The organism is Bacillus cereus group sp. MYBK95-2 (assembly GCF_051915225.1).
In the GTDB taxonomy this organism is placed as follows: Bacteria; Bacillota; Bacilli; order Bacillales; family Bacillaceae_G; genus Bacillus_A; species Bacillus_A cereus.
The window spans coordinates 59,386-71,848 of record NZ_JBQAEH010000002.1; the positions used below are offsets into that span (position 1 = coordinate 59,386).

Genomic DNA, 12,463 nt, shown 5'->3' on the forward strand with positions numbered 1-12,463 from the left:
AGTGGGGACGATTTTAGATAAAATTGTAGAACAGAAGAAAAAGGAAGTTGCGGAGTTATATGAAATATATACACCAGTAAAAACAAAAAGAAAGACACATTCACTTGTAGAAGCGTTACAGCAGTTTACTGTCATTGCAGAAGTAAAGCGAGCATCACCATCAAAAGGAGATATCAATTTACACGTTGACGTACGAAAACAAGTGGGAACATATGAGAAATGTGGTGCAGGAGCAGTATCTGTTTTAACAGATGGTCAATTTTTTAAAGGATCGTTTCACGATTTACAAACAGCAAGAGAAGAAAGTAACATTCCGCTTTTATGTAAAGATTTCATAATTGATAAGATTCAAATCGATAGAGCGTATGAAGCGGGAGCAGATATTATTTTACTAATTGTAGCAGCGTTAACGAAAGAGAAGTTAAAAGAGTTGTATAGCTACGTGTTAGAAAAAGGATTGGAAGCGATTGTTGAAGTTCATGATGAACAGGAATTAGAAACTGCGATTGTATTAAATCCGCACGTTATTGGCATTAATAATCGTAATTTAAAAACGTTCGAAGTAGATTTAAGCCAAACTGAAAAGCTTGGAAAAAGATTGAATGAGGAGAAATTATTTTGGATTAGTGAGAGTGGCATTCATTCAAAAGAAGATATTATCCGTGTTAAAAGAGCTGGAGCAAAAGGTGTATTAGTTGGAGAGGCACTTATGACATCATCTTCTATTAGTAGTTTTTTTGAAGATTGTAAGGTGAATATATGAAAGTGAAAATTTGCGGCATCACTGATGTGGAAACAGCGAAAAGTGCGTGCGAATATGGCGCAGATGCACTCGGATTTGTTTTTGCAGAAAGTAAGCGGAAAATCACTCCAAAGAGAGCGGAAGAAATCATTCAGGAGCTTCCAGCCAACGTGTTAAAAATCGGTGTTTTCGTAAATGAATCAGTAGAAGTGATCCAGAAAATTGCAGATGAGTGCGGGTTAACACATGTACAACTACATGGGGATGAAGACAATTATCAAATTAGAAGATTGAATATTCCGTCTATAAAATCGCTAGGAGTAACTTCAGAGAGTGATATGAAAAACGCTCAAAGGTATGAAACGGATTATATATTATTTGATAGCCCGAAAGAAAAGTTTCATGGAGGAAATGGAAAGACATTTTCATGGGAACTACTTGGGCATATGCCAAAAGAATTGCGAAAGAAAACGATATTAGCTGGTGGATTAAACGCTCTTAATATAGAAGAAGCAATTCGAACTGTTCGGCCATACATGGTCGATGTGAGCAGTGGAGTAGAGACAGAAGGAAAGAAAGATGTAGAGAAAATAAAACAATTTATTATAAAAGCGAAGGAGTGTTCCAAATGAACTACGCATATCCAGATGAAAAAGGACATTACGGTATATACGGAGGACGATATGTTCCAGAAACGTTAATGCAATCTGTGCTAGAACTAGAAGAAGCATATAAAGAAGCGATGCAAGATGAAGCATTTCAAAAGGAATTAAATCATTATTTAAAAACGTACGTCGGAAGAGAAACACCGCTATATTATGCTGAAAATATGACGAAGTATTGCGGTGGTGCAAAGATTTATTTAAAACGTGAAGATTTGAACCATACAGGAGCTCATAAAATTAACAATACAATCGGTCAGGCACTACTTGCAGTGCGAATGGGCAAGAAAAAAGTTGTCGCTGAAACAGGAGCTGGACAACACGGAGTTGCAACAGCTACTGTATGTGCTCTTCTCGGATTAGAATGCGTCATTTTTATGGGAGAAGAAGATGTAAGACGTCAAAAATTAAATGTGTTCCGAATGGAATTACTCGGAGCGAAAGTAGAAAGTGTAGCGGCAGGTAGCGGTACATTAAAAGATGCGGTAAACGAGGCGCTTCGTTACTGGGTTTCACATGTGCATGATACGCACTACATTATGGGATCTGTTCTCGGACCACATCCATTCCCGCAAATTGTCCGTGATTTCCAAAGTGTAATTGGAAATGAAACGAAAAAACAATATGAGGCGTTAGAAGGAAAGTTACCAGAAGCAGTCGTTGCTTGTATTGGCGGTGGTAGTAATGCGATGGGGATGTTTTATCCGTTCGTACACGATGAAGAAGTTGCTCTTTACGGCGTAGAAGCAGCTGGAAAAGGCGTTCATACAGAAAAGCATGCAGCAACTTTAACGAAAGGAAGCGTTGGCGTTCTCCACGGATCAATGATGTATCTTCTGCAAAACGAAGAAGGACAAATTCAAGAAGCACACTCTATTTCAGCAGGACTTGATTATCCAGGTGTTGGTCCAGAACATAGCTTGCTAAAAGATATTGGCCGCGTTTCCTATCATTCGATAACAGACGAAGAAGCATTAGAAGCATTTCAATTATTAACGAAAAAAGAAGGCATTATCCCGGCGTTAGAAAGCTCGCATGCTGTCGCATACGCATTAAAATTAGCGCCGCAAATGAAGAAAGATGAAGGGCTTGTCATTTGTTTATCTGGCCGCGGTGATAAAGATGTAGAGAGTATAAAACGTTATATGGAAGAGGTGTAAAAAATGGGAGTAGAAAAAATTAAAGCAGCGTTTGAAAATGGCAAGAAAGCATTTATTCCGTACGTAATGGGCGGAGATGGTGGCCTTGAAAAATTAAAAGAAAGAATTCGTTTTCTTGATGAAGCAGGAGCAAGCATCGTTGAAATTGGTATTCCGTTTTCAGATCCAGTTGCAGATGGCCCAACGATTCAAAGAGCAGGGAAACGAGCGCTAGATAGCGGCGTAACATTAAAAGGCATTTTTCAAGCGTTAGCAGAGGTAAGGAAAGAAGTACAAATGCCTTTTGTTCTTATGACATATTTAAATCCGGTACTTGCATTCGGAAAAGAGAGATTCATTGAGAACTGTATAGAAGCAGGTGTAGACGGCATCATCGTTCCAGACTTACCGTATGAAGAACAAAATATTATTGCGCCGTTACTTCGAGAGGTAAACATTGCGCTCATCCCACTGGTTACCGTAACGAGTCCTATTGAAAGAATTGAAAAAATTACGAGTGAATCAGAAGGGTTCGTTTATGCTGTTACAGTAGCGGGCGTAACGGGAGTACGTCAAAACTTTAAAGAGGAGATTCATAGTTACTTAGAAAAAGTAAAATCACACGTCAACTTACCAGTAGTCGCTGGATTCGGCATCTCAACAAAAGAACATGTAGAAGAAATGGTTACAATATGCGACGGAGTTGTCGTTGGAAGTAAGGTCATTGAGCTTTTAGAAAATGAAAAGCGAGAAGAAATATGTGAATTAATATATGCAACAAAACAAAAAGAAGAGGCATAGTCTCTTCTTTTTGTTTTGCGTAATAAATGTTAAAATATACAGAAAATACATATAAATTAGAGGGTGAGAAGGCATGCTAAGACGTAAATTACTATATCTATTTTTAACTGTACCATTATACGCTTGGCTCATTAGCATGACGAAAATAGAGTTAATGGCTCTATTTTTAGGGTATGTATTCATCTTTTCCAACTTAAATCGCATTCAAGAACAGTCTATTTTAGAAATATGTCTATTTTCGATTAGTATAGAATTATTTAGTATCGTTTCGATTGTATTATTAAACGAATTATTTTTACGGATTCATTCATTTACATTAATGAAATTTTGGAATATTATATTGCAAGCAATATGTACTTACATTGTGTTTGTTGTGTTGAAAGAAATAGTCGGAAAGCAGACAGTTTTTCAGGATAATAGAAAATGGGAGTGAATGAAAAGGAGCCGTTTGGTTCCTTTTTTGAATCTGTTGTAAAAACAATTGAAAATTATAGCATCTGTTATATAATAATTAAAAATTGTATTTTAAACGAAATGAGATGATAACATGGCCATATTGTTGGCACTTATCCCAATTATGATGATTTTCATTTGTTTATTTTTATTTAAACAAACGTCATTAAGATCCTCGTTAATTTCTTATGTTGTGTCTGTTGGAATCGTTTTACTCTCGCCAACGTTTCAATTAGGGATAAGTGAAACTGTGCACGCAACGATTAAAGGATGGTTAATTTGTTTTATTGTCGGATACGTTTTATTTTTCGGTATTTTTTTATTTCACCTCATGAACAAAATGGGGTACATCGATCAAGTAGCACGTTTTCTAGAAGCAGTTACTCAGGATCGTTTATTACAAATGCTGCTTATGTGTTTTGGCATTTGCCCACTTATTGAATCAGTAAGTGGATTCGGTATTGGCTTCATGGTTGCAGCACCTATTTTTCTTTCACTAGGATATAAACCATTTCAAGCTGTACTGCTCTCATTCATCGGCTTACTAGCTAGTTCATGGGGCGCAATGGCAACGGGTACGATTATCGGTTCGCAGCTAATAAATATGCCTCTTACAACACTTGGTACAAATACAGCGCTATTAAGTATTCCGATGTTTGCTTACTTCGTTATTCTTTCTTTACACGTTGTTGGCGGCTGGCGAGCGGTTATAGAAAAGTGGAAAGAAGGAGTAGGATTCTTTCTATTATTTTCTCTCGGAATCTACCTTTCTAATGCGTACGTAAGTGTTGAACTAGCAGGGATATTAAGTTCTATCGTTACGATTACATTTGGCTTTCTTATCATTAAATTAAAAGGAAAAAGTGGGCAAAATCTTATAACAGAACATGCCGCTGCAACGGAGAGAGAAATATCCATTATAAAAATTATTAGCCCTTATATATTTCTAACAGTTTGTATTTTACTTTCCCGCCTCGTTCCAGCATTACATGATTTGTTTAGATCATATGCGGTTCTTGATTTGAAATCATACTCTTACAAACTAGAGTTACTATATTCACCAGGATTTTGGCTCGGTATGACTTGCTTATTTACTATTATTTTCTTCCGCATCCCGTCTAATATTATTAAACAATCACTCTCACAAATGATCAAACAATGGATTCCTTTTGCTATTACGACGACAATGTTTATCGCCATTTCAGAACTAATGGGTGCATCAGGCATGCATTCATTACTCGCAAAGACAGCTGGTGATACATTTGGAACGTTTTTCGTTTTCGTTGCGCCGTTTATTGGCGCTATTGGTGGATTTTTAACAGGTAGTAACGCAGGATCAAATGCAATGTTTATAAAACTACAAATGCAAACTGCACAAAACGTTGCACTCCCGTGGCAATATGTCACAACACTTCAAAACACCGCATCATCAGTAGCGACAATCGCTTGTCCATCACGGATTACACTAGGTGCTTACTTATGTAATATCCCTTACCGTGAAAATGAACTATTAAAGAAGACGACGTTAATGATCTTTGGTGCGGTTTTGCTTGTAGTGGTAGAGGTTATTGTTTGGTATATGTTGAGAAATTAAAAATCCTCCTAACATAGGAGGATTTTTTTTATGAATGGATAATGATTTAAATATGAATAGCTTCTACTCAATGAATAGGAGATGAAATGTATGCCCCTAAAAAACTACGGTGTATTAAAAGGTACAGTTATACAATCAAAGATGGGAAAAGGGAAAACTCCTCATTATCAAGTTCATTTACAAGGCGAAGCAGAAGTAGATTATCGCATTGCAATTAACGTAAAGTCGCAAAGTTATCCGTCAGAAGTTTTATATTTTGCGAGCGACAATATTCGGTCAGAGGCGATTCATATTTTACCGACATTACCATTCGGTTTTACAGAAATAAAAAACAATGAACCGAAAGTAGCTTTAGATTATATAAGAGGAAATCTATTTGACTCAAATCAAATGATTCCTTTACCTCCCGAAAAAGCAGGAGCAGATAATGATTTAAATGAAAAAATAGAACGTTATATAAAACGAGCGATAGAAGAAAAAGCAATTATTTACGCGTTTGGCGAAAGATGGGGACCAGAAGAAAATACACCAGATTCCTATTTTCATTTCAAACCGGGAAACGGTATACATGATATTCATATGAATCAAGGGAATGTAGAAAAATGGCAAGGTGATGATGGAATATGGCAAGATGGAGGGATACTCATTCACTTTGAAAAGGAAGAAGAATGGATTGGTATCTTTCTTGCATTCCAATCACAGTCATGGTGTACCGATGAAGAAGGGCATGCTCGTGTTCCGGTTGAACATTGTGATTATAAGAGGAATAATTAATAAGAAGAGGGCGTTCAAAAAGAACGTCCTCTTCTTATTTTATAAAACGAAAAACTAACAAGTGTAGAAATACAAGAGAAAAGCAGTGCTACACTAGAAAACGCAATGAGATACATATTATATTTCATAACCTGTCCAATTAGCTGGTTACTGTCGTATTGAAACAGTCCCGCTATGATGTTGAATAAAAATAAAACGATAAACATGACGATAACTCCGTCTATTGATCCTTTAATGTCTGGTTTACTTAAAGCGATATGTGCGGAAATGCAAATGGCGATAAATAAAAATAACCAAAAGGAAGGATTCAATAAATTGCCGATTGTAAATAAGTTTTTCAATAATACAAACGTCGACAAGAGCATGTTTTGAATCATTTCTACATTAATAGAAGTAGAAGCAATCGTTTTTTCGAGAGTTGTATTAAATAAAAAATATGATTCTGGTACGAAATAGCGCATTAAAAGGATTAATGCAGTAATACCAGAAATAATAGGCCCAATGCCGATAAAGAAATTCCCAATTCGTTGATACACACTTTTTTGATTGTATTGATGTTGTATGTAACCTAAAGCCCCTTGACTTGTATCTGTTGGGAAGAACTGAGTCGCCACAATTTTATGACGGAACAGTACGCACATAATGGCATGTCCAAGTTCGTGAATCGGAACACCGATCCAAGCCGTTAATAGGAATCCTTTTCTTCCGAAAGCTCTCGACCAATACATGCGTGTGAGAGATTCTACATAGCCTAATAGAAATCCAATTACAATGATAACGCCAATTAAAGATAATAATTGGATTACGCTTGTAAGGAGTATTTGAAAAATTGAGTTTACCAATTCCATTGCCAGTCATCCAATCTGTTAAAAATATTATTTATTCTGTTTCATAATAGCATTTTTTTCAAGATTACTAGTACATATATTTTCTTTCGGAAGAAGGATTTCAGAATCTTTTTCTTGTAGTCATGTTTTATGTACAAATTCATATATTGAATTTGTAACACCCTATATGGTATATGCTTAAGGAGGGATAAGAGAATGAAATGTCCGTCATGTCATACAGAAAATGCAGCGGAGGCAAAGTTTTGCGGGAATTGTGGACATTCGTTAACGGAAGAAGTAGTGGCAAGTAGTGGCCAAGAAGAAGGGCCGGAACAAGCACGTGCGGCACAAGCAAAGGAAGCTCGGCCAAATGAAACGGTAGAGCAAGCGAAGCGGTTCGCGAGCGGCTATTTTCAATTTTTTAAACATGCATTACAAGCACCGACAGCGATTATGAAAAGCGGCGCTATTGAAGTGCGAAATGGAATTGTAAGTCTTGTTCTTATTTGTTTTTTAGGAGCATGTATTTTTTATAGAATGATGAGTGCAGCATCAGCAGTTACGAGAACATTTGCACTAGATATATCTACTCCCACGTTTTTTGGAGAATCTATAACGGTCTTTTTCTTTTTATTAATTTTAACTTTATTTGTCGGATTTATTATTTTTGTAAGTGGCAAGATGATGAAATCATCTTTTTCGTTTCTTGAAGTATTTGGTATATGGGGAACGATAGCGACGCCGGCTATTGTCATATTAGTCCTTTCTTTTCTTTTTAGTTTCTTATTAATCTTTTTCTTACCTATATTATTATCCGTAGCTGCAACTTATATAGGAATTAGTATAACTGTAGCCGTATTAAAGCTAGACAATGGCGGATTAGATCTCGTTTACACACTTATTATTGCAAATGTTTTAATTGGAATTGCAACGTTCATTGTACTTTGGTCTTACATTAGCACGATAATTCAAGCCTTAACAAAGGGAATAACTGGCTTCTAATGAAAAGGTGGTTGACTGAATGAATGTATGTACAAAGTGCGGAGCTCAGTTTGAAGATGGTGTGCAATTTTGTCAAAACTGCGGGTCGAAGAGGGGACGTCCTGTAGTAAAGAAGAACATGAGCGGTGGTACAAAAGTTGGCATTACACTGTTAGCACTATTTGTTATAGCGATTATTGGATTGTATTTGTACGGAGCATCGTATTATACGCAGGTGGCACAAGTAGACCGGATGATTACGATTTTACAAGAGAGGGACGGAGAGAAATTAGCTGAGATCGTTACGGCAGATGATCCATCGCTTATGATAACGAGAGAGAGTTTAACGCCTCTATTTTCATATATAAAAGAAAATCCATCTTACGTAAATGAATTAAAAGGATATTTGAGACAAGGTGAAAAACAACGGGATGGAATAGAAAGAGTTGATTTTTCATTAACGAAAGACGGAAAGTATTTCTTTATATTTGATCGATATAAATTGAAAGCGAAGACGTACTATACAACTTTGCTTACAAATGAAAAAGGCGTATCGTTAAAAATGAACGGAAAAGAAATTGATAAGACAGATGACAAAAAGTTTGAGAAGCAATATGGGCCATTTCTTCCGGGAAATCAAGTGTTTCAATCAGATTATAAAAATGACTATGTAAAATTATCTCGTGAGGAAAAGGTTGTACTTATGAAACAAAGCCAAAATAACGTAACGATAGATTTAACGTTGCAAGGTCAATATATTACAGTTCAAACGAACGCGCCTGGTGCAACATTGTACGTAAATCAAAAACCGGTTACAGCGCTAGCAGGAGAAGAAATTACATGGGGGCCTGTAGCGACTGATGGAAGTGCGACGATTTATTTAGAACGAAATGGAGAAAGCGGACGAGAAACGACACAAGTAGAGACGATAACGACACTTTCGTCTTATAATCTTCCATTCCAAAAGAAAAGTACAGAAAAAACAGTTGTTTATAATGTTACTCCAACGCCCGCGACTGGGTATGTATATAATGGTTTCATCTTTCCTGATAGTGATATTCGAAAATTAACGAGCGCAGATTTAACATATTTATCGAAAGAGCAGTTGAAAATTGCTAGAAATGAAATATATGCAAGGCATGGACATATTTTTCAAACGAAAGATATGCAAGCGTATTTTGCAAAACAGTCTTGGTATAGAGAAAATCCTTATTTTAAAGGAACGTTAACAGATATTGAAACTTATAATATTGAACTAATCAAATCAAGAGAATAGGCACTTGAAAAAGGTACAGTGTATATTGCTGTACCTTTTCTATCGTTATTTAGCTGGACCAGGATCCCTTGAGAAAAAGATATGAAAGAGAAATGTGACTTTACTTGATCCTCCTGATGTACTAGCTTGTATATGTGATAAAGGACCAGACGTTAGGGCAGCCTCGGAATGGGGTGGTACGACTATTTTGAGCGCATGATCTGATTCTGGTGAAGCAGTAACAGTAATTGTATCATCAGAGAAGTTTATAATTTTAACAGAACCGACTGGAAAGATGGACTTGCCAGCATGTGATGCTGAAGCGAATTGGGTAGCTTTCCAAATATCTTGCGCAAACGTATCATCGTTAGATAACCAAGCACGAGCGCTATATATTGTTGCATTAATGGAAAATTCTTGGTCAAGTGAGACGGCGGGTTTCGGTTCTTTTGGTTCTTGCGGTTCATCTGGAAGCTGGGCGAGAAGGCCGGCGCACATATATTTCACCTACTTTCAATAGTAACTGTTATAGCATATTAAACATATTGTTTATAAGACACGACAGTTACCTATTCACGTATAAGTTTGTGCAACAAATTTGAAGATAAAATTCTCTTTCTTTACAATGGAAGTAGGTGTTATTTCTATAAAATATGGAAAACGTAAAGAGTATGTAAAAAAGAAGGAGTGGTAAAGTGAACTATGTCATTATTGGCGGAGATGCAGCTGGTATGAGTGCAGCGATGCAAATTGTTAGAAACGATGAAAATGCAAATGTTGTAACTTTAGAAAAAGGTGAAATTTATTCGTACGCTCAGTGTGGATTACCGTACGTCATTAGTGGTGCTATCGCTTCAACTGAAAAGTTAATCGCGCGTAACGTAAAGACGTTTCGTGAGAAATATGGAATTGATGCGAAAGTGCGTCATGAAGTAACGAAAGTAGATACGGAAAAGAAAATGGTGTACGCAGAGCATACGAAGACGAAAGATGTCTTTGAATTACCGTACGATCGATTATTAATTGCGACTGGAGTGCGTCCTGTTATGCCAGAATGGGAAGGACGGGAATTACAAGGCGTTCATCTTTTAAAAACAATTCCTGATGCTGAGCGCATATTAAAAACGCTAGAAACGAATAAAGTTGAAGATGTATCGATTATTGGCGGTGGTGCCATTGGACTTGAGATGGCAGAAACATTCGTCGAACTTGGTAAGAAAGTAAGAATGATTGAGCGAAATGATCATATCGGTACGATTTATGATGCAGATATGGCAGAGTACATACATAAAGAAGCAGATAAACATCATATTGAAATTTTAACGAATGAAAATGTAAAAGCATTCAAAGGGAATGAACGAGTAGAAGCAGTTGAAACGGATAAAGGTACGTATAAAGCGGATCTTGTTTTAGTATCTGTCGGAGTGAAGCCAAATACTGATTTTCTTGAAGGAACAAATATACGTACAAATCATAAAGGGGCAATTGAAGTAAATGCATATATGCAAACGAATGTGCAAGACGTATATGCAGCTGGTGATTGCGCAACACATTACCACGTTATAAAGGAAATTCATGATCATATCCCGCTCGGAACGACTGCCAATAAACAAGGGCGACTTGCTGGACTGAATATGCTTGATAAACGAAGAGCCTTTAAAGGTACGTTAGGTACAGGTATTATTAAATTTATGGATTTGACGCTTGCAAGAACAGGATTAAATGAAAAAGAAGCGAAAGGGCTACACATCCCGTATAAAACAGTCAAAGTAGATTCGACTAATATGGCGGGCTATTATCCAAATGCGAAACCACTTTACTTGAAATTACTATACCGTTCCGACACGAAACAATTATTAGGCGGACAAGTAATTGGAGAAGAAGGTGTAGATAAACGGATTGATGTAATCGCAATGGCACTCTTCAATAAAATGAGCATTCACGATTTAGAAGATGTCGACTTAAGTTATGCCCCACCATATAACAGCGTTTGGGATCCAATTCAGCAAGCGGCAAGGAGAGCGGAATAGCACTTTTTAAAGTGCTATTTTTTTGTTAAAGGGGAATTATCATTTTTGTCGAATGAAGAGGATCGGGAAATAGTTACATATTTGGAAGGGGAGTTTTTTTATGATTGTAGCACTTCAAAAAGTTCAAGAATCAGAAAAAGAAATATTACGTAATTTGTACGCTTTATATCTTCATGACCTTTCTAAGTTCACTATGAATATAACTATCGGAGCGAACGGATTTTTTGAATACGAAGATTTGCATATGTTTTGGAAAAATGACGGAATCACGCCGTATTTTATAAAAGTTGATCAGAGTATTGTAGGATTCTTATTACTACTGGAACGTCCGTTTTTGAAGAAGGAAAATGATTTTGGTATTAATAATATTTTCATATTGAATCAATATAAAGGAAAAGGAATCGGTAAACAAGCTGTTGAGAATTTACTAGAAGAGAAAAGAGGACAATATTTCGTTATCGAACTTGTAAAAAATGTACCAGCATTGTCGTTTTGGAAGAAAGTATATAAAGAACTAAACATTGAATTTGATGAGAGAGCGCAGCTAATTGATGATGAAGAATGTCTCGTTCAAACGTTTAAAATTTAATGAAATTGGTGTTCCTTTTATATTAATTTGAAATTTAACTTTCTCCCGCTATTTGCGGGCAGTAAGCTCCCACTGATTAAAGTTTCACTTTATTTTGAATATACCGTTTCCCCTTGAAAACATATTAAGTATCGCTTATATTTTCATATAGTATATATTTTTTTAACGAAGCAATGAACGAACCTGGGGGCGCAGTATGGCAATTAACATGAAAACAATCGAAGAATGGATTGCTGAATCAAATGCAAGACATGAAGAAGACTTTGGACACGTTGTGGAAGAAATGAAAGAAGTATGTGTCGGACTTGATAACGCGACATTAATTTATACGAAAAATGTATTTTGTTTCGGTAAAAAAGTAGAAGTATTTTTCTTCTTCCAAGACCATGTCGTGATTGGACAAGAAAAAGACGAATATGTTGAGATTGAAAAATTAAAGTATGATGCCATTACAAATAGTAACTTAAAAACAAATGACAAAAATACTACGTTAGAATTAAAGTTTGCTAACGGACAATCTATCAACTTAGATAGTTTAAATGATAACTACGGTACGAAAAATTGGTTATTTGCTAGACAAATTAAGAGTATTTTTAAGTTAATCTAGTAAAAAAGC

14 protein-coding genes are annotated in these 12,463 nt (G+C 36.2%); 12 read left to right on the plus strand and 2 right to left on the minus strand.

Translation table 11 applies throughout. The features are described 5' to 3' along the window. Position 1: 1 nt before the first annotated feature. The 7 genes from trpC to ACTFN4_RS07245 all read left to right on the plus strand — a co-directional run bounded on the left by trpC (position 2) and on the right by ACTFN4_RS07245 (position 6,165). Positions 2–763 (plus strand): indole-3-glycerol phosphate synthase TrpC, encoded by a 762-nt coding sequence (trpC, locus tag ACTFN4_RS07215; protein WP_098583321.1) that lies wholly within the window; start codon positions 2–4, stop codon positions 761–763. Further along, positions 760–1,374, plus strand: coding sequence for a phosphoribosylanthranilate isomerase (locus tag ACTFN4_RS07220; protein WP_071741040.1), 615 nt, complete (start codon positions 760–762; stop codon positions 1,372–1,374). Before trpC ends, ACTFN4_RS07220 begins: the two co-directional genes overlap by 4 nt. After that, positions 1,371–2,564, plus strand: a complete 1,194-nt coding sequence (trpB, locus tag ACTFN4_RS07225) for a tryptophan synthase subunit beta (RefSeq protein ID WP_016124290.1) — start codon at positions 1,371–1,373, stop codon at positions 2,562–2,564. Before ACTFN4_RS07220 ends, trpB begins: the two co-directional genes overlap by 4 nt. A 3-nt stretch (positions 2,565–2,567) precedes the next feature. Beyond that, a complete protein-coding gene (gene trpA / locus ACTFN4_RS07230) occupies positions 2,568–3,344 on the plus strand; it encodes a tryptophan synthase subunit alpha (RefSeq protein ID WP_000537825.1) in 777 nt (258 codons plus the stop codon). A 73-nt stretch (positions 3,345–3,417) separates the two neighbouring features. Further along, a complete protein-coding gene (locus ACTFN4_RS07235) occupies positions 3,418–3,777 on the plus strand; it encodes a DUF4029 domain-containing protein (protein WP_000946131.1) in 360 nt (119 codons plus the stop codon). A 114-nt stretch (positions 3,778–3,891) separates the two neighbouring features. Continuing rightward, complete coding sequence (locus ACTFN4_RS07240) at positions 3,892–5,391, plus strand: L-lactate permease (protein WP_439962181.1); 1,500 nt, start codon at positions 3,892–3,894, stop codon at positions 5,389–5,391. Positions 5,392–5,481: 90 nt separating this feature from the next. Then, positions 5,482–6,165 (plus strand): DUF2278 family protein, encoded by a 684-nt coding sequence (locus ACTFN4_RS07245; RefSeq protein ID WP_439962182.1) that lies wholly within the window; start codon positions 5,482–5,484, stop codon positions 6,163–6,165. Between the two features lie 14 nt (positions 6,166–6,179). On the opposite strand, the gene ACTFN4_RS07250 is transcribed toward ACTFN4_RS07245, so the two are convergent. Continuing rightward, positions 6,180–7,013, minus strand: a complete 834-nt coding sequence (locus ACTFN4_RS07250; RefSeq protein ID WP_439962183.1) for a hypothetical protein — start codon at positions 7,011–7,013, stop codon at positions 6,180–6,182. A 195-nt stretch (positions 7,014–7,208) separates the two neighbouring features. Between ACTFN4_RS07250 and ACTFN4_RS07255 the strand changes: the two genes are divergently transcribed. Both ACTFN4_RS07255 and ACTFN4_RS07260 read left to right on the plus strand, forming a co-directional pair. Beyond that, entirely contained in the window at positions 7,209–7,994 is a 786-nt protein-coding gene (locus tag ACTFN4_RS07255) for a zinc ribbon domain-containing protein (RefSeq protein ID WP_000650086.1), read from the plus strand. 19 nt (positions 7,995–8,013) lie between these two features. After that, positions 8,014–9,249: a TcaA 3rd/4th domain-containing protein gene (locus tag ACTFN4_RS07260; protein ID WP_439962184.1), complete on the plus strand. Its 1,236-nt coding sequence runs from the start codon at positions 8,014–8,016 to the stop codon at positions 9,247–9,249. Between the two features lie 45 nt (positions 9,250–9,294). On the opposite strand, the gene ACTFN4_RS07265 is transcribed toward ACTFN4_RS07260, so the two are convergent. Further along, on the minus strand, positions 9,295–9,726 hold the full coding sequence (locus tag ACTFN4_RS07265; protein ID WP_000332407.1) for a hypothetical protein: 432 nt from the start codon (positions 9,724–9,726) through the stop codon (positions 9,295–9,297). A 197-nt stretch (positions 9,727–9,923) separates the two neighbouring features. Between ACTFN4_RS07265 and ACTFN4_RS07270 the strand changes: the two genes are divergently transcribed. From ACTFN4_RS07270 to ACTFN4_RS07280, 3 genes are all read left to right on the plus strand, one after another. Then, positions 9,924–11,258, plus strand: coding sequence for a CoA-disulfide reductase (locus ACTFN4_RS07270; RefSeq protein WP_439962185.1), 1,335 nt, complete (start codon positions 9,924–9,926; stop codon positions 11,256–11,258). 100 nt (positions 11,259–11,358) lie between these two features. Further along, complete coding sequence (locus ACTFN4_RS07275; RefSeq protein WP_439962186.1) at positions 11,359–11,847, plus strand: GNAT family N-acetyltransferase; 489 nt, start codon at positions 11,359–11,361, stop codon at positions 11,845–11,847. A 196-nt stretch (positions 11,848–12,043) separates the two neighbouring features. After that, the gene (locus ACTFN4_RS07280; RefSeq protein ID WP_000996782.1) at positions 12,044–12,454 is read left to right on the plus strand and encodes a DUF3908 family protein; all 411 of its coding nucleotides are present in this window, start codon (positions 12,044–12,046) and stop codon (positions 12,452–12,454) included. Positions 12,455–12,463: the final 9 nt, after the last annotated feature.

Bases quoted from the DNA above. Each gene is read 5' to 3' on its own strand.
- ACTFN4_RS07220 (WP_071741040.1), top strand. From the start codon at position 760: ATGAAAGTGAAAATTTGCGGCATCACTGATGTGGAAACAGCGAAAAGT.
- trpB (WP_016124290.1), top strand. From the start codon at position 1,371: ATGAACTACGCATATCCAGATGAAAAAGGACATTACGGTATATACGGA.
- trpA (WP_000537825.1), top strand. From the start codon at position 2,568: ATGGGAGTAGAAAAAATTAAAGCAGCGTTTGAAAATGGCAAGAAAGCA.
- ACTFN4_RS07235 (WP_000946131.1), top strand. From the start codon at position 3,418: ATGCTAAGACGTAAATTACTATATCTATTTTTAACTGTACCATTATAC.
- ACTFN4_RS07240 (WP_439962181.1), top strand. From the start codon at position 3,892: ATGGCCATATTGTTGGCACTTATCCCAATTATGATGATTTTCATTTGT.
- ACTFN4_RS07245 (WP_439962182.1), top strand. From the start codon at position 5,482: ATGCCCCTAAAAAACTACGGTGTATTAAAAGGTACAGTTATACAATCA.
- ACTFN4_RS07250 (WP_439962183.1), bottom strand. From the start codon at position 7,013: ATGGAATTGGTAAACTCAATTTTTCAAATACTCCTTACAAGCGTAATC.
- ACTFN4_RS07255 (WP_000650086.1), top strand. From the start codon at position 7,209: ATGAAATGTCCGTCATGTCATACAGAAAATGCAGCGGAGGCAAAGTTT.
- ACTFN4_RS07260 (WP_439962184.1), top strand. From the start codon at position 8,014: ATGAATGTATGTACAAAGTGCGGAGCTCAGTTTGAAGATGGTGTGCAA.
- ACTFN4_RS07265 (WP_000332407.1), bottom strand. From the start codon at position 9,726: ATGTGCGCCGGCCTTCTCGCCCAGCTTCCAGATGAACCGCAAGAACCA.
- ACTFN4_RS07275 (WP_439962186.1), top strand. From the start codon at position 11,359: ATGATTGTAGCACTTCAAAAAGTTCAAGAATCAGAAAAAGAAATATTA.
- ACTFN4_RS07280 (WP_000996782.1), top strand. From the start codon at position 12,044: ATGGCAATTAACATGAAAACAATCGAAGAATGGATTGCTGAATCAAAT.